Consider the following 19,699-nt stretch of genomic DNA (forward strand, 5'->3'; position numbering starts at 1 on the left):
CCGGCAGCGGCGGTCCGGGGCCTCGGCCACCGGGTCGCCGCTCAGTCCCGTGGGCGGGGAAACAGCGCCCGGGGCGCGTCCACGCAGGTGTCCCGTGAGGTGGGGCCGCCGAAGCGCAGCCGGTCGTACGCGGTGAACGCCGGCTCCAGGGCGTCGAGCGCGTCCACGCGCGCGTGGAGGCCGCCGCGCCACTCCGTCGAGGGATCCGCCCCGGCGGTCGCGAGACACGCGGTGATCTCCGCCGTCAGCTCCTCCTTGCGCCGGATGTTCGCCGGAGTCACCTCGTGCAGGCACACGTACCGGCCGCTCAGATACGCCGCCCACTCCTCCTCGCCCCGGACCGGGTCCTCCCAGTGCTCGGTGAACCACGCGCGCAGCAGGTCGGGACCGCCCGCCGCCTCCGCGAGCGCGAACAGATCGCGCGGCACCATCTCCGCGCCGTCCGACCGCAGATAGCCCGGCAGCGGCAGCAGACCCCCGAGCATCAGCCCCCGGACCTCGTCGGCGTCCCGGCCCAGCGCCGCGCACAGCGCCTCCAGCGGTACGAACTGGGCGGAGACGTACCTGTCGTCGGCGGCGGTCATCGGATGGTCGCCGTTCACCTCGCGGAACCGCTCGGCGATCCGTACGGCGGCGGGCGTACTGTCCGTCATCGGGTCACTCCTCGGGAAGACCGTCCGGGCCGGTCCCGAACGGTGTTCCCGCAGGCTAGGACCCGGATCGTGCGGCGCCCGCCGAACCGTCCCCGGCACGACCGGGGCCGGTGTCTCCCGTGGCACCGCACGACCGGCGGCCCTCGAAGCGAGGACCTCAGGCTTTGCGGGCCGTCCTGCGCCGCCAGCCCCACAGGGCGAGCGCGGCGGCGCAGGCCGAGCCCACCAGGGCCAGCGGAAGCCCGGCCGACGGGTTCGAGGCCTCCGCCTCCGGAGCCTTCTTCCCGGGCGCGGCCAGCGCCTGCGCCCCCAGCCCGGCGCCCGCCGGGGGCGCCACCGGCGCCGCCTTCGTGCCGTGCCCGTCACGGGTCACCGACACGGCCCGCGTGCCCGCGTCGGCCGCCGCCTCGGCCCGAGCCGGTGCGAGGGAGCCCACCGGCTGCACCCGTCCCGCCGCCTCGAAGCCCCAGTCGAGCAGCTCCCGCGCCTCCTCGTACACGGCGAACCCGCCGCCCTCCTGAGGGTTCATCACCGAGACGACGAGCGTCCGGTCGCCGCGCCGGGCCGCCGAGATCAGGGTGTTGCCCGCGTTGCTCGTGTAGCCGTTCTTGATCCCCAGGATCCCCGGGTAGCGCTCCACGCCGTTCTCGCCCGTCAGGAGCCGGTTGGTGTTGGCGATGCCGTACGACCAGGAGCCCGCCGGGAAGTCCGCGTACCGCGTCGAGCAGTACCGGGCGAACTCCGGATCCTGGAGCCCCGTCCGGCCGAACACCGCCAGGTCGTACGCGGAGGACACCTGGCCGGGGGAGTCGTAGCCGTCGGGGGAGACCACGTGGGTGTCCTCGGCGCCCAGGGAGCGGGCCTTCTCCTGCATCTGCCGGGTCATCGACTCCCAGCCGCCGTTCATCTCCGCCAGGACGTGCACGGCGTCGTTCCCCGAACTGAGGAAGACCCCGTTCCACAGGTCCGAGACCTTGTACGTGTACCCCTCCTTCACGCCGACCAGGCTGCTCCCGGCCCCGATGCCGGTCAGCTCGGAATCGGCCACGGTGTGCAGCTCGGAGGGCTTGTGGTGGGGGAGCGCGGTGAGCGCGAACAGGGCCTTGAGGGTGCTGGCCGGAGGCAGCTTCCGGTGCGCGTTCCGCGCGGCGAGCACCTCGCCCGAGGAGGCGTCCGCCACCACCCACGACAGGGCGGACACCGAGGGCACGGAGGGCGCGCCCGGCAGCCGCTGCACCTGCGTGCCCTTCCGGTCGAGCCGCGCCCGGTCGACGTACTGGCGCGCGGGCGGGGTGGGCTCCCCGACCGAGGTCGCCACGTGGGAGACAGGAGTGGCGGGAGAGGCGGCGGCCGCCGGAACGGGCAGCACGAACAGCAGCGCCGCGGAACCGGCGGCGGCATGACGGACAGCTGACGTGACGATCATTCAGCCACCGTAGGAAGGAGGCGCGGACCCCGCAGATCGGAGTGCGCCGACCGGGGTAGCGGGTGTGGCGTACGGCGGCGCGTCGTGCGTCCGCCCGGGTGGTCCCGACCCCGTCGAGGGGACCGGAACCGCTGTCGGTGCGCAGGGCATCCTTGTGACGTGCCCTCATACCCGCATCAGAGCAACGCCGTTCCGGACGGGACGCCCACGGCCGCCCCCGCCGAACCGGCGGCCCGGCCCGTGCCCGCCCCCGCCGGCCCGTTCGGCGCGCCCGCGCCGCGGATCGAGCGGCAGTCCCGCACCGCCCCCGCCGGGCACATGATCGTGTGCGGCGACGACGCCCTCGCCCACCGCCTCGCGCGCGAGCTCCACGAGGTGTACGGGGAGCAGGTCACCCTCCTGGTGCCGGCGCTGCCCGACGCGCCCCGCACACCCGCCGGCCGCGCCGGCCGGGCACTCGCCCTCTTCGGGCGGGTGACCGCCGCCGTCACCCGCACCACCGGCGCCGGAGCCGCGCCCGGAACCCCGGAGGACGGCGCCGATCCGACCGGCACCCTGCGGGTCGTCGAGGCTGCGGAGACGGACGACCGGGCCCTGAGGGACGCCGGTGCGGAACGCGCCGCCGCCCTCGCCCTCGTCCACGAGGACGACGAGACGAACATCCGGGCCGCGCTCACCGCCCGCCGCCTCAACCCCCGGCTCCGCCTCGTGATCCGCCTCTACAACCGCAAGCTCGGCCAGCACCTCGAAACGCTCCTCGACCAGGCCGCGGCCGTCGCCGAACCCGGTCTCGACCCCGAGAAGCTCGACGCCGCCACCACGGTCCTGTCCGACGTCGACACCGCCGCCCCCGGCCTGGCCGCGGCCGCCGTCGCGGGCACCAGCAAGGTGGTCCAGGCCGGGGGACTGCTGCTGCACGCCGTCGACCGGCCGCCCGTCGCGGGCCAGGCACCCGACCCCGGGCTCTGCACCCTCGCCCTGCTCTCCGCCACCGCCGGCGACCCGGCCGGCTGCGAGGGCTCCGAGCGCAGCGGCGACGCGGGCCCCCGCCTCCTGCCGGACGACCGGACGGTGGCCGCCGCCACCGGGCGCGCCGCCGTCACCCTCGAGGCGGTCACCCCAGCCGGCCCGGCCCTGCCGGCGGCCCGCCTCGCGGCCTCCGCGCTGCCCGTCGCCTCTCTCTTCTCCCGCCGCCTGCGCTGGTCCCTCGCGGGCGCCGTCGCCGCCGTCCTGGCGCTCGCTCTCGCGTCCACCTTCACCACCGGCGACCACCCCCTGCACGCCGCCTATCTGACGCTCCTCGACATCTTCGCCATCGGGGACCCCGCCGTCGGGGAGCCGACCAGCCGCCAGCTGCTCCAGATCCTCGCCGGGTTCGTCGGCCTCCTCCTGCTGCCGGTGATCGTCGCCGCCCTCCTCGAAGGCCTCGGCACCTTCCGCACCGCGACCACCCTGCGCCGCCCGCCGCGCGGACTCTCCGGCCACGTCGTCCTCCTCGGGCTCGGCAAGGTCGGCACCCGCGTCCTCGCCCGGCTCCGCAGACTGAACATCCCGGTGGTGTGCGTCGAATCCGACCCGGAGGCCCGGGGCATCGCCGTCGCCCGCCGGCTGCGCGTCCCCACCGTCATCGGCGACGTCACCGAGGAGGGCGTCCTGGAGGCGGCCCGCATCCACCGTGCCCACGCGCTCCTCGCCCTGACCAGTGTCGACATCACCAATCTGGAGGCCGCGCTCTCCGCCCGCTCCGTCACCCCCGACCTGAGGGTCGTGCTGCGGCTGTACGACGACGACTTCGCCACCGCCGTCTTCCGCACCCTGCGGACCGCCCACCCCGGGGCCCTCACCCGCAGCCGCAGCGTCTCCCACCTCGCCGCACCGGCCTTCGCGGGCGCCATGATGGGCCGCCAGGTCCTGGGCGCCGTGCCCGTCGAGCGCCGGGTCCTCCTCTTCGCCGCCGTGGACGTCGCGGACCACCCGCTCCTGGACGGCCGGACGGTCGCCGAGGCCTTCCGTCCCGGCGCCTGGCGGGTCGTCGCCCTCGACGGACGCGCCGCCGGCTCCGGCGAGGGCCCGCGCCTCCGGCCGGAGCGGCGTCTCGGCGTGGGGGACCGGGTGGTGGTGGCCGCCACCCGCCGGGGCCTGGCCGAACTCCTCGGCCGCGGCGGCCGGGACGAGCACAGCGCGCCGGACAACTCCGTACGAACGGAGCGGGGTTGACCGTAGGATCTGACCGCTCACGTGCCGAAACGACACTCAACGGCCCTCGACGGCCCGCGATGACGCGCACCAGCCGCACGTGCCCGCACCGGTCCGCATCCGCAGTGAGGAGTCCCTTCCTTGAACACACCGCCCACCACCCCGGCCGCCGGCCGCCCGCCGTACCGCATGGACCCGGCGGGCGGCTGCCCGCACGCGGCGAACGCCCGGCTGCTCGCCGAGGGCGCCGTGGCTCCCGTGGTGCTGCCCGGCGAGATCGAGGGCATGGCGGTGCTCGGCCACGACGCGCTGCGCGACTTCCTCTCCCACCCCGACGTCGCCAAGAGCCCCCAGCACTTCACCGCCCTCGCCGAGGGCCGCATACCCGAGGGCTGGCCGCTGCGGACCTTCGCCACCGTCCCCGGCATGATGACCGCCGACGGAGCCGACCACCGCCGACTGCGCACCCTGGTCAGCAGCGCCTTCACCGCCCGCCGGGTCGAGGAGCTCCGCCCGCGCGTCGAGACGGTCACCGCGGGACTGCTCGACGGACTCGCGGAGGCCGCCCGCGCAGGCGACGGCGTCGCCGATCTCCGCCGCCACTACGCGCTGCCCCTGCCGCTCGGCGTCATCTGCGAACTCTTCGGCGTCGACCCGGCCCACCAGGACCGGCTGCACCACCTCTCCAGCCTGGTCGTCGCCACCGACACCGAGCCCGCGCGGGCCGTCGCCGCCAACCGCGAACTCGTCGAGCTCCTGGGCTCGATCGCCGCCGCCAAGGCCGCCGCCCCCGGCGACGACCTCACCAGCGCCCTCATCGCGGCCCGCGACGAGGGCGGCGACCGGCTCAGCCAGCCCGAGCTCATCGGCACCCTGCTCCTGATGATCGTCGCGGGCCACGAGACCACCCTGAACCTCGTCACCAACGCGGTCCGTGCGCTCTGCGCCCACCGCGACCAGCTCGCCCTCGTCACCGAGGGCCGCGCCGACTGGGCCGACGTGGTGGAGGAGACCCTCCGCTGGGACAGCCCGGTCAGCTACTTCCCGTTCCGCTACCCCACCCGCGATCTGACCGTCGACGGCACGGTCATCCCGAAGGGCACGCCGGTCCTCGCCGGATACTCGGCGGCGGGCCGTGACACCAAGGCCCACGGCCCGGACGCGGACCGCTTCGACATCACCCGCGCCGCGACGGTCAAGCACCTCTCCCTCGGCCACGGCCCCCACTACTGCCTGGGCGCCCCACTCGCCCGGATGGAGGCCGCGATCGCCCTGGAGACGCTGTTCACCCGCTTCCCCGACCTGGACCTGGCCGTCCCGGAGACCGAGCTGACCCGCCACTCCGGCTTCGTCGGCAACAGCGTCCGGGCCCTGCCCGTCCGCCCGGGCGTCTGACGACGCACCGGGCCGGCCACGGCCGGGGCCCCCGCCCCGGCCGTGACGGGCGTCCCGCGTCAACCGGTGCGCCCCCAGACGGTCGCGGGGGAGGCCCGCAGGGAGGAGACGAGGCGCAGCAGCCGGTCCTCGTTCCCGGCGAGACCCGCGGCGCGGAGCGCCTCGTCCGCCTCCGCCATCGGATGGGTGAGCATCACCCCGGCGTACGGGGCGAGCTGCGGGTCGGTCAGCACGGCCTGAGTGGATTCGAGCAGCCGCAGGTACGCCTGGGCGGCCGCGCGCTCGCTGGCGGTGATCGTGGTCATGTCGGGCTCCCTCTCGACAGTTCGGCGCTCACCACCCTCTCCTACGGGTCTGACAATCGGGCTCAGGCCCGCCCGTCGAGGTGTTCCGCCAGCCGCTCCAGGAAGACCCGCTGTCCGGAGACGAGCAGCGGAGCGGCGGCCTCCGGGGCGAACCAGCCCGCCCGGTCGATCTCCGGGAACTCCTCCCGGATCCCGGACCGGGGCGGCCATTCCATGACGAAGGTCCCCGGCACCACCCCGGCGGGGTCGAGATCGCCCTCGACGGCCCACACGGTGACGAGCTTTCCGTTCCGCTGGCGGGACTCGCCGAGCGCGAACCACTCGCCGTCGGGGGCCGGGAGGCCCAGCTCCTCCTGGAACTCACGGGCGGCCGCGGCCTCGGGGGCCTCGTCCGGTTCGTACTCCCCCTTGGGGATCGACCAGGCCGACTCCTCGCGGGACGCCCAGAAGGGCCCGCCCATGTGACCGATGAGAACCTCGACGCCACCGTCCGTCGTACGGCGGAAGACCAGAAGACCCGCGCTGCGTTTGTCCGACATGCGACCAGTCTGTCCGAAGCACCCGGCCGACGCAGCCATCACCCCATGGCGGTGATCAGCACACCCGCCGACGTCGCCTACGGCTCGTACAGCGGCAGGAAGTGGATGACTGCCTGCTCGTAGGGGTGGGCATCGAGGACAGCCTGGCGGACGGCGCCGGCCTGATCCGCGTCACAGACGGATTCGATCCGGCACTCTTCGCTGTGCTGGACGACGCCCACCTCACCGTCGTACGGCTGCGCGCCGGGCAGGGCCTGCCAGTTGCCGGTCACCTTCCAGACGCTGGAGCACCGCGCGTACTCGCCCACCCGTCCTGCACCGGCCGTGTGGAGAGCCTCGATCACAGCGTCGGCATGACTCTCCGGAACGGATATCTCGATCTTCAGGCGCGTCATTCCTGGACCCTAGCAACGCGTGCACCCGGCACGTTCACCACAGGCCCTCCTCCTCCGCGGCGACGGTCACCGGGCCGCCCGCGAGGTCCACGTCCCCCGTCCACCGTGCCCCGAGCCGTACCGAACGCCAGGGGACGAGCGTCCCGCTCAACCGCTCCCGCCGCAGCGGGACGCCGTTCTGGGCGACGGTCAGGACCGGGCGCACGAGCCGCCGCTCCGGACGGACGAGCAAGGGGGCGGCCTCCGGGCCGAGGAGACCGGGCGTCACCCAGCGCAGCGGGGCCGACGCCGCCACGGGCACCCCGGCACCCGGCCAGGGACGGCCGCCGAGCCGTTCGAGCACCGATTCCGCCGCCGCCCGCCCCTCGGCGGCGGCCACGAGCGCGGGCTCCACCCCGCGCAGCAGATTGCCGACCGCGAAGACCCCGGGCTCGGAGGTGCGGAAGCCGTGGTCCGTCACGGGGCCCCGGGTGGCCGGGGCGAGGGCGAGGCCACGGGCACGGACGAGCTCGTGGTCGGGGATCCAGTCGCCGGTGAAGACCACCGTGTCGCACCGCAGCACCGCCGTCCGCCCGTCGGGGCCCCGCACCGCGACCCCGGTGAGCCGGCCACGTCCGAGCAGCTCCGCGACGACCGTGCCGGTGAGAACCGGGACCCTCGCGAACGCCACCGCGGCGGACGGGAGTCCCGTGACGACGGCCGCCACCTCCACCCCGGCCGCACGCAGCGTCCGGACCGCGCCCCGGGCCACCGGGTCGCCGCCGACGACCACCGCCCGCCGTCCGATGCGCTCCCCGCGCGACCCGAACCGCTGCACGGTCCTCTGGAGTTCGCCCGTGGTCAGCACCCCGGCGGGGCGGGTGCCCGGGACGAGCCGGGCGCTGCGGGGCCGTTCCCGGGCCCCCGTCGCGAGGACCACCGCCCGGGCCCGGACGCGTTCGAGACCGGTCGGGGCGGTGACCTCCAGGGTGAGGGGCCCGGCCCAGCCGGTGGCCGAGACGCCGGTACGGACGACCGCCCCCGCCCGCAGTGCCTCCCGCACCGCGCGCCGGGCGTATGCCGGGCCGTCCAGGGCGCGCCCCCGTGCGTCCGCGCCGAATCCCGGCCGGACGCAGTGGCGTGGTACCCCGCCCGCCGCGGCCTCCCGCTCCAGGACCTCGACGCGGCCCGCTCCCGCCGCCGCGAGCCGGGCGGCCGCGGCGAGCCCGGCGGGCCCCGCGCCCACGACGAGGACGTCGACCGTACGGTTCACCGTGCTCCCTCTCCGTACGGCCCCTGCTCGGGCGGCCGTTCCTCGAACAGCGCCCGCACCTCCGCGCCGCAGTGGTTCCCCTGGCAGCGGCCGCCCCGGGCGCGTGTCCTGCGCCGGAGCCCGTCGAGGCCGCCGGGCGGGATCGTCGAGGCGAGCGCGGCCCGGATCTCCCCCCGGGTGACCCGCTCGCAGTGACAGACGATCGACCCGAACTCCGGGTCGCGTGCGATGAGTTCGGCGTCGCGGTACGGGCGGGGGAAGGCCTCGCCGAGGTTCGGCATGCGGACCGGGGCGAGCGGACGGGCCGGACCCGGTTCGAGCCCGCAGTCCGCGAGGAGGCCGAGCACGTGCTCGGCGATGGCCAGGGAGGCGGTGAGCCCGGTGGAGCGGATCCCGCCCACCGTCACGTACCGCAGGCCCGGGTGGGCGGCGATCCGGTAGTCCTCCTGACCGGTGGCCGCCCGCAGCCCCGCGTAGACGGCGGTGACCTCCTCGTCGAGCAGCGCGGGGAGGATCCGGCCGCCCTGCTCGCGCAGCCCGGCGAGACCGTCCGCCGTCGTGCCCGTGGCGGTCTTGTCGTCCAGGTCCTCGGCGGTGGGCCCGAGCATGACGTTCCCGTACACCGTCGGCGAGATGAGCACGCCCTTGCCGAGCGGCCCGGGCACCGGCAGCAGGATGTGCCGGACCAGGTCGCGGGCGAACTTGTCGAAGACGAGCAGCTGACCCCGGCGCGGGGTGACGGTGAAGTCCTCCCGGCCGACGAGCGCGTCGAACGCGTCCGCGTGGAGACCGCAGGCGTTGACGAGGAGGCGGGTCCTGAGCACCCCGCGCCGGGTCACGAGCCGGTGGTACGGCTCGCCCGGACGCACCTTCTCCACCCGGCAGTTCAGATACAGGTCGACGCCGGAGCGGACGGCCTGCGTGGCGTACGCGAGGGTGGTTGTCCAGGGACAGATCACCGACTCGCCCGGCACTTCGAGCCCGCCCAGGGCACCGGGGCCCAGGTGCGGTTCGCGCGCGGCCAGTTCGGCGTGCGAGAGGAGACGGGTGGTGCGGTGGCCGTTGCGCTCGGCCTTCTCCGCGAGGCGGGGGAGCGTCGCTCGCTGCTCCTCGTTCCAGGCGACGAGCAGCGCGCCCAGCGGCTCCACGGGGATGCCGGCCTCGCGCGCGTACGCGTTGAGCAGCCGGTGCCCCTCGCGCACGAGGCGGGCTTCGAGGGTGCCGGGCGCGGCGTCGAAACCGGTGTGCAGGATGGCGGTGTTGGCCTTGGAGGTGCCGTCGCCGACGTCGTTCGCCGCCTCCACGAGCGCGGTCCGCAACGGGTGACGGGCCAGGGCGCGGGCGATCGCGGAGCCGACGACCCCCGCGCCGACGACCACGACGTCGTACTCCGCGGCCTCCCCGGCGGGCACGGGCCCGGTCCGCGTGACGGTCATACGGCCCCGCCGCCGGTGCCGTCTCCCGCACCGGCCGCGCCCGCCGACCGCTCCACCAGGGCCGACACCTCCGAACGGAAGCGTCCCAGGCGCTCCGCCGCCTCGTCGGACGAGATCCGCGGCTCGTACACGGCCGAGGGCTTCCACTCCGGTACGGCCTCGCGGAGCGTGAGCCCCGGCTGGTGTCCGAGCCGGGCGGCCGCGCCGACCCCGAGCGCCGTGGCGTCGGGCAACGAGGCGACCTCGACGGGGAGTTGCAGCAGATCGGCCTGGGTCTGCATGAGCAGGGCCGAGCGGGTCAGACCGCCGTCGGCCCGCAGCGCGGTCAGCGGCGCGCCCCGGTCCGAGGCGGCGGCCGCGGCCAGCTCCACCACCTGGGCGCAGACGCCCTCGCACAGGGCGCGCACCAGATGGCCGGGGCCCGTGTCGAGGCCGAGTCCGGTGAGCGAGCCGCGTACGTCCCCGCGCCACCACGGTGCGGCGAGCCCCGCGAACGCGGGGACGAAGGTGACGCCGCCGGCGTCCGGCACGCGTCCGCCGACCGCGTCGAGCTCCCCGGCCCCGGCGATCACGCCGAGGTCGGTGAGCCAGCGCACGGCCGAGGCGACCGTGTACACCTGGCCGTCGAGGCAGTGGGTGACGCGCCCGCCGAGCCGCCAGGCCACACAGCTCACCAGGCCGGAGGCGGCGCGCCGGGGCTCGGGGCCGGTCTGCGCGAGGAGGAAGGCGCCGGTGCCGTAGGTGCACTTGGCGGCGGTGGGGTCGTCCGCGCTCTGGGTGAGCAGCGCCGCCTGCTGGTCCACCATGAGCCCGGTGAGCGGCAGCGCGGGGCCGAACGCGGTCGTGGTGCCGACCGGGGTGTCGCAGTCCACGACCCGGGGGAGTGCCTCGCCGCCGAGTCCGTACAGGTCGAGGGCGGTCTGGGACCAGGCGACCGTGTCGAGGTCGAGGAGGCCGGTCCGGCCGGCGGTGGCCGCGTCCGTGACGAACGCGCCGGTGAGCCGGTGGACGAGCCAGGCGTCACTGGTGGTGACCACGCCGGCGCCGGTGGCGTGGCGGCGGATCCAGGCCATCTTGGGCGCCGCGAAGTACGGGTCCAGCGGAAGCCCGCTGATGCGGCGCAGTTCCTCGGCGTGGGCGTCGAGACCGGCGCAGACGGAGGCGGCCCTGCGGTCCTGCCAGACGAGGGCGTCGGTGAGCGGTTCCCCGGTGGCGGGGTCCCAGGCGAGCACGGTCTCGCCCTGGTTGGCGAGACCCACGGCGACGACGCGCGTGTCCGCCTCGGCGAGCGCCGCCCGCCCGGCGGCGACCACCGAGTCGTACAGCTCACGCGGGTCGACCTCGACCAGGCCGCCGGGGAGATGGCGGGGCCGGACGGGGGCCGTTCCGGTGCCGAGGACTCCGCGCTCGGGGCAGAGGACGAGGGCCTTCGTGCCGGACGTGCCCTGGTCGACGGCGAGTACCGCTCCGCCCGTCATCCCGCTGCTCCCGTCGCTCGACCGCTCCGTGATCATCCGATCACCGAAAAGGGTCAGGGTGCCGCCGCCCGGGCCCTTCGTCAAGCCTCGGCGGCCGAGCACGTCAGGTCGCCCGTCGTACCTGACAGTAAGTCAAATTCAGTCGTTGGCCTAATAGTTACTGTCAAAAAAGAAAGTGGACCGGTCGCGTCCAGAGCCCTCTATAGTGATCGCCGATCAACGGCCGGGACGCCCGCCGGGGGACTGACCACCCCCTCCATCCACCGAGGACCCATGTCATCCACAGCACCCCCCACCCCCTGATGGCCGGACACGGATTCCGGCCCGTCTACCACCCCGCCGGCCACGACCACGCCCTGCGCAACGCCGTCCAGGACTTACGCACCGGCCGCTGGGTGTCCATGGCCCGGCTGCTCGACGAGACCGCCGACTGGGAGGCGTGGACCCGGCGCACCCAGGTCCTCGCCGCCGTCGCCGCGGGCAGCGACGTCGTCCCCATCTGGCAGGCCGAGCAGCCCGAGAGCCTCGCCGCCACCGTGATGCACAGCCGGGTCGCCGTCGAGCGCGCCGTCCGCGCCCACCGCGCCGGCCACGCCCGTACCCGCGAGCTCTGGCAGGAGGCCTGGACCGCCTGCCGCGACGCCTCCGAGCGGTCGCCCGCCGACCCCGTGCCCTGGGTCGGGCTGCTCGCCCTCGCCGCCCTCGACGGACGCCAGCGCATGGCCGAGCACCGGCAGACCCCGCCGGCGCCCATGCTGCCGCCCGGCCCCTGGGGCCTGCTCGCCGAGGTGGAGAAGCGCGACCCGCACAACCGCGAGGCCCACCACCGCATGCTCCAGTTCGTCTACGCCCGGCGCTCCGGCCCTCTCTCCGAGGCCGTCAACTACTCGTACTGGGCCGCCAGTTCGGCGCCCGTCGGCTCCGCCCTGCACGCCCTCCCGCTCTATGTCCGCGTCGAGCGCTACCGGCGCGAGCGCGGCCACGAGCGTGCCCTCGACCTCCACTGGGTCGCCGAGGACGCATTACGCGACGCGCAGCGCGCCCTGGACACCTGGTTCCTCTTCTGCGCCACCGACGAGGCCTCGCTGCTCGACCTCAACCACCTGGCGCACGCCCTCTTCGGCGCCCTCCGCTTCGCCGACGCCGCCCGGGTCTTCGAGGCCCTCGGCCCGTACTACACGACCCTCCCCTGGGCCTACCGCACCGCTCACCCGGACGACCGCGCCCTCGCCGAGGAGGTCTTCCTGCGCGCCCGCGCCCGCTGTCTCAGCGGCTGACGCGCCACCGCGCCCCCGGCGCCCCCTGCTTCCACCCCCCACCCCCGCTCCCCCCGTCCCCCGGAGGTCCCCCATGTCCCGCACCGAAGCCCCGATCGACGCGACCCGCAAGCCACCGTCCCAGGACGAGGAGGCGAGACTGAGAGAGCTCGGCTACCAGCCCGTCCTCGCCCGCCGCATGGACGGCTTCGGCAACTTCGCGATCAGCTTCTCGGTCATCTCCGTCCTCTCCGGCTGCATGACCCTCTACGGCTTCGGCATGGGCACCGGCGGCCCCTCCGTGATGCTGTGGGGCTGGATCGGCGTCGGCCTCTTCGTCCTGTGCGTGGGCCTCGCCCTCGCCGAGGTCACCAGCGCCTACCCGACCTCCGGCGCTCTCTACTACATGGCGGACAGGCTCGGCGGGCGCCGCTGGGGCTGGTACACCGGCTGGCTGAATCTGCTCGGCCTGCTCGGTGCGATCGCGGGCATCGACTACGGCGCGGCCCTCTTCACCGGAGCCTTCCTCAACCTCCAGTGGGGCTTCGTGCCCACCCCGGGCTCCACCTTCCTCATCTTCCTCGCGATCCTGCTGCTCCACGCCGGACTCAACCTCTTCGGCGTGCGGCTCGTCAGCGTCCTCAACTCCGTCAGCGTCTGGTGGCACCTGGTCGGCGTCGCGGTCATCGTCGGCGCGCTCGCCTTCGTCCCCGACCGGCACCAGTCCGTCGAGTTCGTGTTCACGAAGTTCGTCAACGACACCGGCTGGACCAACCCGCTCTACGTCGCCGCGATCGGCCTGCTCCTCGCCCAGTACACCTTCTCCGGCTACGACGCCTCGGCCCACCTCTCCGAGGAGACCTCCAACGCCTCCGTCACCGCCGCCAAGGGCATCGTCCGGTCCATCTGGGCCTCCTGGCTCGCCGGCTTCGCGCTCCTGGCCGGACTCACCTTCGCCATCCAGGACTACGCGGGCACGCAGAACAGCGCCACCGGCGTCCCGCCCGCCCAGATCTTCCTGGACGCGCTCGGCACCCGCGGCGCCGCCGTCCTGCTGCTCGTGGTGATCGTCGCCCAGCTCTTCTGCGGCAACGCCGAGGTGGCCGCCGCGAGCCGCATGGTCTTCGCCTTCAGCCGCGACAACGCCCTTCCCGGCTCCTCGCTCTGGCGGAAGGTCAGCGGCAGCACCCAGACCCCCGTCCCCGCGGTCTGGCTGGCGGTCGTCGTGGCCGCGCTGCTCGCCGTCCCCTCGCTGTACTCGGCCACGGCCTACGGCGCCGTCACCGCGATCAACGTCATTGGCATCACCCCCGCGTACGCCATCCCGGTCTACCTGCGGCTGCGCGCCGGGAACCGTTTCGTGCCCGGCCCGTGGAGCCTCGGCCGCTGGAGCAGGCCGATCGGCTGGATCGCCGTCGTCTGGGTGGCGTTCGTGACCGTCCTCTTCTGCCTGCCGCAGAAGTCCCCGGTGAACGTCGACACCATGAACTACGCCGCCATCGCGCTCGCCGTCGTGCTCGTCCTCGCCAGCGTCTGGTGGTACGTCGCCCGCCGCTCGTACGGCACGCCGACCGCGTACGGAAGCGCCCGCGAGGAGGCGGAGATCTCCGAGGGCATCATCTGACGGCGGAACCCGGCTCCTGCCCCCTTGCCGGTCGGGAGCCGGGTTCCGCCCTCAGGCGCTGAACTCGTAGGTCCAGGCGGCCGATTGGGCCGAGAAGTCGATGTCGGTGATCTCCAGGGCGTGCCCGTGCTGGTCGCTGACCACCCGGTGGACGATCAGCCGGGCCGTACCGCCCTCCGCCGCCGTGGCCGGGCCGGGCGGGACGCCGACCGACTCCCGGTGGGTGATCCGCAGCCCCGCCTGGTGCATCCAGTGGTAGAGGAGCCGCAGATCCGGCTGTTGGCGGCAGTCCCTGCCCCGCCGGTAGCGGGAGAGCTGCGGGATCTCGGCGAGGGCCGGCCGGGAGAACCACGACACCGCCCGCTGGAGCGCCGCCCCGTGCGGCCCGAGCACCGTGTGCCGGTGGACGAGCGTCGGCTCGCCGGGAGTGAGCAGGAGCCGGGCCGCCAGGGGAGTGGGCGGCGGCTCCCAGGTGAGCGAGGCCCGCACCAGTGCCTCGGCCGCCCGTGGACCCCCGGGGAACGTCGGCCGACGGGCCGTGAGGGCGGGCGCGGCCGGCTCGGGCGCGGTCTCGGCGGCGGCGAAGGTGCCGCGCCGGTCGGTGACCACGAGCCGCTCCTCCCTGAGGAGTTGGAGCGCGCTGCGGACGGTCTGCCGGTTGACGTGGTAGCGCTGGGAGAGCGTTCGCTCCGAAGGGAGCCGGCTGCCGGGGGAGATGAGCCGCTGGGTGAGGTCCTCACGCAGGGCGGCGGCGACCCGGAGATAGAGCGGCACGTCCGCCACCGTCTCGGAATCGGGCTCGGCCATGATCAACCCTCTCTTTGCTCAGCGTGACAGCATGGTTCGGGTGGGTGATCAATTCCTATCATTGGTCTAAACCATTTTGCCAGACCGGTCCGGCAGAGTGGCCGAAACGTGTGGCGGGCCGTGTAATGAGGTTCCAGGTGACCGGTCCGAGAGCATCTCGGCGGGAGAAGGCGGGTGAGGCCGGATGACGACAGAGTCGGAGCGCGCCGCGCGGGGCAAGGCGGCCCGGAAGAGCGTCCCCCGAGCCACCCACGGCCGCTGGATACCCCGATCACAGCGCCCCGACCCGCTGGTGGTCCTGGAGCGCGAGTCCCTGGACCGGCTGCCGGACCTCGTCCCCCTCCGCTACGCCAGGATGGCGGTCTCCCCCTTCGCCTTCCTGCGCGGCGCCGCCGGCGTCATGGCCGCCGACCTCGGCGCCGAGCGCCACACCGGGCTCACCGTGCAGCTGTGCGGCGACGCCCACCTGCTCAACTTCGGGGTGTACGCCTCACCCGAACGGTCGCTCCTCTTCGACGTGAACGACTTCGACGAGACCCTCCCCGGCCCCTTCGAGTGGGACGTGAAGAGACTCGCCGCCAGCGTCACCGTCGCAGCCCTCCAGAACGGCAGCGCGAAGCCCAAGGCGCACCGCGCCGCGCTCGTCGCCGTCGAGTCGTACCGCACGACCATGCGTCGCCTCGCCGGCCTCGGCGAGCTCGCCGTCTGGTACGAACGGATCGCCGCCGACGACATCCTCCGCGTGGTACGCGGCGAGGACCGCGCCCGCCTCACCAAACGGCTCGCCGGCGCCCGCCGCCGCACCAGCCTCCAGGCCCTCGCCAAGCTCACCGAGAGGGACGAGGCCGGCGACCGGCACATCGTCGACGACCCGCCGCTCCTCGAACGCGCCACGGACGTCGACCGGATCACCATCGGCAAGATCTTCAGCGACTACCGCAGCTCCCTCGCCGAGGAGCGCCGCGTCCTCCTCGACCGCTACCACTTCGTGGACGCGGCCCGGAAGGTCGTCGGCGTCGGCAGCGTCGGCACCCGCTGCTTCATCGTCCTCCTCGAAGGCCGGGACGACGGCGACCCGCTCATGCTCCAGATCAAGGAGGCCGGCCGCTCCGTCCTGGAGCCGTACCTGACGCCGAGCGCCTACCCCCACCAGGGCCACCGCGTCGTCTCCGGCCAGCGGCTCACCCAGGCCGCCAGCGACATCTTCCTCGGCTGGATGACCGGACCCGAGCAGCGCCACTTCTACTGGCGGCAGCTGCGCGACATGAAGGGCTCCGCCGAGGTGGAGACGATGTCACCGGCCACCCTGCGGGACTACGCGCAGCTCTGCGGCCGCGCCCTGGCCCGCGCCCACGCCCGCTCGGGCGACCGCATCGCCATCGCCGCCTACCTCGGATCCGCGGACGTCTTCGACCACGCCGTGGCCGACTTCGCCCTGTCCTACGCGGGGCAGAACGCCGACGACTACGCGGCCCTCGGCGCGGCCATCGCCTCGGGCATGGTGACGGCGGCCCCGGGCGCCTGAACTGCTCCGAGTGGAGCTCACGAGTGGTGGGGGTCCCACCACGACCGCAGGCTGACAGGCACAGTGCCCCCACGAACCATGAGGTGGCGGGCTGAGCCACGCGGTGTCGTCCCGGTCGGGACGGCCGTGGTCCACAGAGAGACCGATCACATGACGGAAGAAGGCACCGTACGAGCGCGCGCCCGGCGCCCGTACGGCAGACGACGATCCCCAGGCGCGCGCACGGGCCTCGCGCTCGTGACGGCCGGACTCACCCTCCTGGGTGCGGCCGGCCCGAGCGCGGCGAACTCCCCGGCGACGGGGCACACTTCGCGAACGGGCGACACGGTGTCGCCCCCCGACCGGGGGCCCCGTCCAGGAGGCCCGGCGCGGTTCGTGCCCAGTGCCTGCCCGCAGACGCCCGACCCGGTCCCCGGACGCTGCGGCTTCCTGGAGGTGCCCGAGAACCGCTCCCACCGCGGCGGCGGCCGGACCATCCGGCTGGCCGTCGCGATCATCCCGGCCACCTCGTCCAGGCCGGCCGCCGAGCCGGTGGTGTTCATGGAAGGGGGGCCCGGCGGCGACGCCTTCGACAACATCCCCTTCCTCATCGCCTCCGGGGTGAACCGGAACAACGAGCTGATCGTCGTGTCCCAGCGCGGCGGGCGGTACTCACAGCCGAACCTCGCCTGCCCGGAGATCGACCACTTCAACGTGAAGGCCGTGGGGCTGCGCTACGACGCCCCCTCGACCGGGCGGCTGCTGGTGCGCGCGGTCAAGGAGTGCCGGGACCGGCTGACGTCCGAAGGGATCCGGCTGAGCTCGTACAACACCACCGAGAACGCTGCGGACTTCGCCGACCTGCGCACGGCGCTGGGCATCGACCGGTGGAACGTCTACGGGTACTCGTACGGCACCAACCTCGCTCTCACCTATATGCGTCGGCACCCCCAGGGGATCCGCTCGGTGGCGATCGACTCGCTCGCACCCCCGACGGTGGTGAACATGCCGTGGACCTGGGACAGCGCCGCCGAGGGGATCGGCGAGATCTTCGCGGCGTGCGAGGCCCAGCCCCGGTGCAAGAGCCGCTACCCGCACCTCCGTCGCACGCTCGACGAGCAGGTCCGCCGCCTCGAGGCGCACCCCCTCACGCTCATGGCCGAGCCGCCGGGGGGCGGGGCCCCGGTCAAGGTCGACCTCGACGGGGGCGCGCTGATCAACATCCTCGTAGCCAACACCGTGAAGGCCGTCGATGTCCCCGCGGCGCTCGACGAACTCGCCCACGGAAACCCGGAGCGCTTCGCGCGGGCCCGTGCCGTCGACGTGGCGACCGTCATCGGCGCGTTCGCCTACGGCCTGACGAAGTCGATCGCCTGCGCCGAATGGGTGCCCGGCTACTCCGAGCACGACGTGCTCGAGGCGGGGCGCCGGAACTTCCCCGGGTGGCCGGACACGGTCCTGGCGCAGCCGCCGCAGCTGCCCTTCGAGTACGACGTGTGCCGGGCCTGGAACGTCCCGGACCGCACCGCGATCCAGCGGGTGTCCACCTTCAGCAGGATCCCGACGCTCCTCCTCTCCGGAACCTTCGACCTGAAGACAGGCGCGAGCTGGGCCCACGTCCCGGCCGCCACGCTGCCCAACTCGACCTCCGTCCGGATCCCCGGCATCGGCCACTGGGTGGTGCCCCAGCAGCCCTGCGCGGCGAGCGTCCTCGCCTCCTTCCTCGCCCGTCCGACCGCGCCCGACACCGGCTGCGTGGCAGGACTCCAGCCACGACCGTTCACCATCACCCCCTGACAGGAGCACGCACGATGTCCCCATGCCCACCCCACCATCGGCGCACCGCGCGACGGTTCCCGGCCGCACTGACCGGAGCGACCGCCGGCGTCCTCACCGCAGGCCTCCTCGCCGGCCTCGCCGTGACGCCCGCCCACGCAGAGTCCGGCGCCCCGGCCCCGCTCGGCACCCGCGCCGGGACCGGAGGCCACGCCCACTTCGAACCCGGCCCCTGCCCGAGGACCGCGGATCCGTCACCCCCGCTGGAGACGGCCAACTGCGGCACCCTCACCGTGCCCGAGAACCGTTCCCGGCCCTGGGGCAAGAAGATCACCCTCGGGGTCGCGATCATCCCGGCGGCCACGAGAACACCGCAGCCCGACCCGATCGTGTGGCTCGCCGGCGGGCCCGGCGACGACGCGGTCTCCGAGATCCAGATGGCGCTCGACGGCGGCCTCAACCGCGACCGCGACCTGATCTTCATGTCCCAGCGCGGGACCTACTCGGCCGACCCGGAGCTCACCTGCCCGAACGTCGACGAGTTCGTCGCGAACAACCTGGATCTCGTCTTCGGTGCGCGGTCCACCGGGCGCCTGCACGTCGAGGAGACGCGGAAGTGCCGTGACCTGCTGGTGAGCCGCGGGGCCGACCTCGGCACCTACGCCGGCACCGAGAGTTCCGCCGACTACGACGACCTGCGCAGGGCGCTGGGCATCAGGCAGTGGAACGTGTTCGGCATCTCCTACGGCACCGACCTGGCGCTCCAGTACATGCGCCTGCACCCGAAGGGCATCCGGTCGGTCGGCATCGACGGCGTCCTGCCGCCGTCCCTGGCCGGCGGGGCCGTGACCTGGAAGGCCGCACGAGAGGGCTTCGACAGCATCTTCAAGACCTGCGCCGAGCAGCCCGCCTGCAACAACCGCTATCCGAACCTCAAGGCCACTTTCGAGCGACTCGTCGTCGAACTGGAGGCCCGACCGGTCACCACCACGGTCACCGTCCCGGGCCGCACGGAGCCGGTGAGGGTCACGCTGGACGGCGGAGTCCTGGTGACCTGGCTGACCTTCGCCAGCCATCTCGCGCCCGGAGTGCCCCGCTCCATCGACGAACTGGCCCACGGCAACCCGCGGCGGATCGCCGAGCAGTGGGCAGGCGGAAAGGTCAGCCCGCAGGCCATCGGCAGGGCCTCCCTCGGGATCGCCAACGGCGTCTTCTGCAGCGAGTGGACACCGTACGAGAGCCAGGCCGACATCATTCGGGCGGGGCGGCGCCTGTTCCCGTCGTTCCCCCGCTCGGTGCTGGCCAATGCTCCGCTTCTCCCCTGGATGCACGACGACTGCCGAGTCTGGGACATCCCCCCGGCGCCGCGCTCGATCCGAAGCGTGACGCGCAGCGACATCCCGACCCTCGTGCTGTCCGGTGGCTTCGACTCCCAGACCGCGCCGAGCAGCGGGGCGTACGCCGGTCGCACGCTGAGCAGGTCCACGGTCGTCACGGTGCCGTACGTCGCCCACGTGGTGTTCGCCGACTCGAAGTGCGCGCAGACGATGACCGTCTCGTTCTTCGACAGCCCGACCGCGCCGGACACCAGTTGTCTCGCGGGCCTGAAGCCGCCCACGTTCGAGATCGGCACGTGAGCCGAGGGGGCGGCGGTGGC

Annotated in this window: 16 protein-coding genes; 7 read left to right on the forward strand and 9 right to left on the reverse strand. The window is 74.1% G+C overall.

The window, feature by feature from the left end:
• Positions 1–41: 41 nt before the first annotated feature.
• Both AC07AW_RS28045 and AC07AW_RS28050 read right to left on the reverse strand, forming a co-directional pair.
• Positions 42–653: a DUF6058 family natural product biosynthesis protein gene (locus tag AC07AW_RS28045; RefSeq protein ID WP_478818221.1), complete on the reverse strand. Its 612-nt coding sequence runs from the start codon at positions 651–653 to the stop codon at positions 42–44.
• 157 nt (positions 654–810) lie between these two features.
• Positions 811–2,079: a D-alanyl-D-alanine carboxypeptidase family protein gene (locus tag AC07AW_RS28050; RefSeq protein WP_478818222.1), complete on the reverse strand. Its 1,269-nt coding sequence runs from the start codon at positions 2,077–2,079 to the stop codon at positions 811–813.
• A 318-nt stretch (positions 2,080–2,397) separates the two neighbouring features.
• Between AC07AW_RS28050 and AC07AW_RS28055 the strand changes: the two genes are divergently transcribed.
• Positions 2,398–4,296, forward strand: a complete 1,899-nt coding sequence (locus AC07AW_RS28055; RefSeq protein ID WP_478818273.1) for a potassium channel family protein — start codon at positions 2,398–2,400, stop codon at positions 4,294–4,296.
• Between the two features lie 120 nt (positions 4,297–4,416).
• Positions 4,417–5,670: a cytochrome P450 family protein gene (locus tag AC07AW_RS28060; RefSeq protein WP_478818223.1), complete on the forward strand. Its 1,254-nt coding sequence runs from the start codon at positions 4,417–4,419 to the stop codon at positions 5,668–5,670.
• Positions 5,671–5,729: 59 nt separating this feature from the next.
• Here AC07AW_RS28060 and AC07AW_RS28065 read toward each other — a convergent pair whose 3' ends face one another.
• The 6 genes from AC07AW_RS28065 to AC07AW_RS28090 form a co-directional block, all read right to left on the reverse strand.
• Positions 5,730–5,975, reverse strand: coding sequence for a hypothetical protein (locus AC07AW_RS28065; RefSeq protein ID WP_478818224.1), 246 nt, complete (start codon positions 5,973–5,975; stop codon positions 5,730–5,732).
• A 62-nt stretch (positions 5,976–6,037) separates the two neighbouring features.
• Entirely contained in the window at positions 6,038–6,514 is a 477-nt protein-coding gene (locus tag AC07AW_RS28070; RefSeq protein WP_478818225.1) for an NUDIX hydrolase, read from the reverse strand.
• 77 nt (positions 6,515–6,591) lie between these two features.
• Positions 6,592–6,909, reverse strand: coding sequence for a hypothetical protein (locus AC07AW_RS28075; protein WP_478818226.1), 318 nt, complete (start codon positions 6,907–6,909; stop codon positions 6,592–6,594).
• 34 nt (positions 6,910–6,943) lie between these two features.
• Positions 6,944–8,161 carry an FAD-dependent oxidoreductase gene (locus AC07AW_RS28080; protein ID WP_478818227.1) on the reverse strand — a complete coding sequence of 406 codons (1,218 nt, stop codon included), beginning with the start codon at positions 8,159–8,161 and terminating at the stop codon, positions 6,944–6,946.
• Positions 8,158–9,597 (reverse strand): FAD-dependent oxidoreductase, encoded by a 1,440-nt coding sequence (locus AC07AW_RS28085; protein WP_478818228.1) that lies wholly within the window; start codon positions 9,595–9,597, stop codon positions 8,158–8,160. Before AC07AW_RS28085 ends, AC07AW_RS28080 begins: the two co-directional genes overlap by 4 nt.
• On the reverse strand, positions 9,594–11,075 hold the full coding sequence (locus AC07AW_RS28090) for an FGGY family carbohydrate kinase (protein ID WP_478818274.1): 1,482 nt from the start codon (positions 11,073–11,075) through the stop codon (positions 9,594–9,596). The genes AC07AW_RS28085 and AC07AW_RS28090 overlap by 4 nt, the downstream gene beginning before the upstream one ends.
• 302 nt (positions 11,076–11,377) lie before the next feature.
• Here AC07AW_RS28090 and AC07AW_RS28095 point away from each other — a divergent pair, with 302 nt between their 5' ends.
• Both AC07AW_RS28095 and AC07AW_RS28100 read left to right on the forward strand, forming a co-directional pair.
• A complete protein-coding gene (locus AC07AW_RS28095; protein ID WP_478818229.1) occupies positions 11,378–12,352 on the forward strand; it encodes a hypothetical protein in 975 nt (324 codons plus the stop codon).
• A 73-nt stretch (positions 12,353–12,425) separates the two neighbouring features.
• On the forward strand, positions 12,426–13,955 hold the full coding sequence (locus AC07AW_RS28100; RefSeq protein ID WP_478818230.1) for an amino acid permease: 1,530 nt from the start codon (positions 12,426–12,428) through the stop codon (positions 13,953–13,955).
• Positions 13,956–14,006: 51 nt separating this feature from the next.
• On the opposite strand, the gene AC07AW_RS28105 is transcribed toward AC07AW_RS28100, so the two are convergent.
• Positions 14,007–14,762, reverse strand: a complete 756-nt coding sequence (locus AC07AW_RS28105) for a GntR family transcriptional regulator (RefSeq protein ID WP_478818231.1) — start codon at positions 14,760–14,762, stop codon at positions 14,007–14,009.
• Positions 14,763–14,946: 184 nt separating this feature from the next.
• Between AC07AW_RS28105 and AC07AW_RS28110 the strand changes: the two genes are divergently transcribed.
• The 3 genes from AC07AW_RS28110 to AC07AW_RS28120 all read left to right on the forward strand — a co-directional run bounded on the left by AC07AW_RS28110 (position 14,947) and on the right by AC07AW_RS28120 (position 19,679).
• Positions 14,947–16,287 (forward strand): DUF2252 domain-containing protein, encoded by a 1,341-nt coding sequence (locus AC07AW_RS28110; RefSeq protein WP_478818232.1) that lies wholly within the window; start codon positions 14,947–14,949, stop codon positions 16,285–16,287.
• Between the two features lie 375 nt (positions 16,288–16,662).
• Entirely contained in the window at positions 16,663–18,063 is a 1,401-nt protein-coding gene (locus tag AC07AW_RS28115; protein WP_478818233.1) for an alpha/beta fold hydrolase, read from the forward strand.
• A 14-nt stretch (positions 18,064–18,077) separates the two neighbouring features.
• Complete coding sequence (locus AC07AW_RS28120; protein WP_478818234.1) at positions 18,078–19,679, forward strand: alpha/beta fold hydrolase; 1,602 nt, start codon at positions 18,078–18,080, stop codon at positions 19,677–19,679.
• The last annotated feature ends 20 nt before the right edge of the window (positions 19,680–19,699 follow it).

This window comes from Streptomyces sp. NPDC044003, from assembly GCF_056435185.1.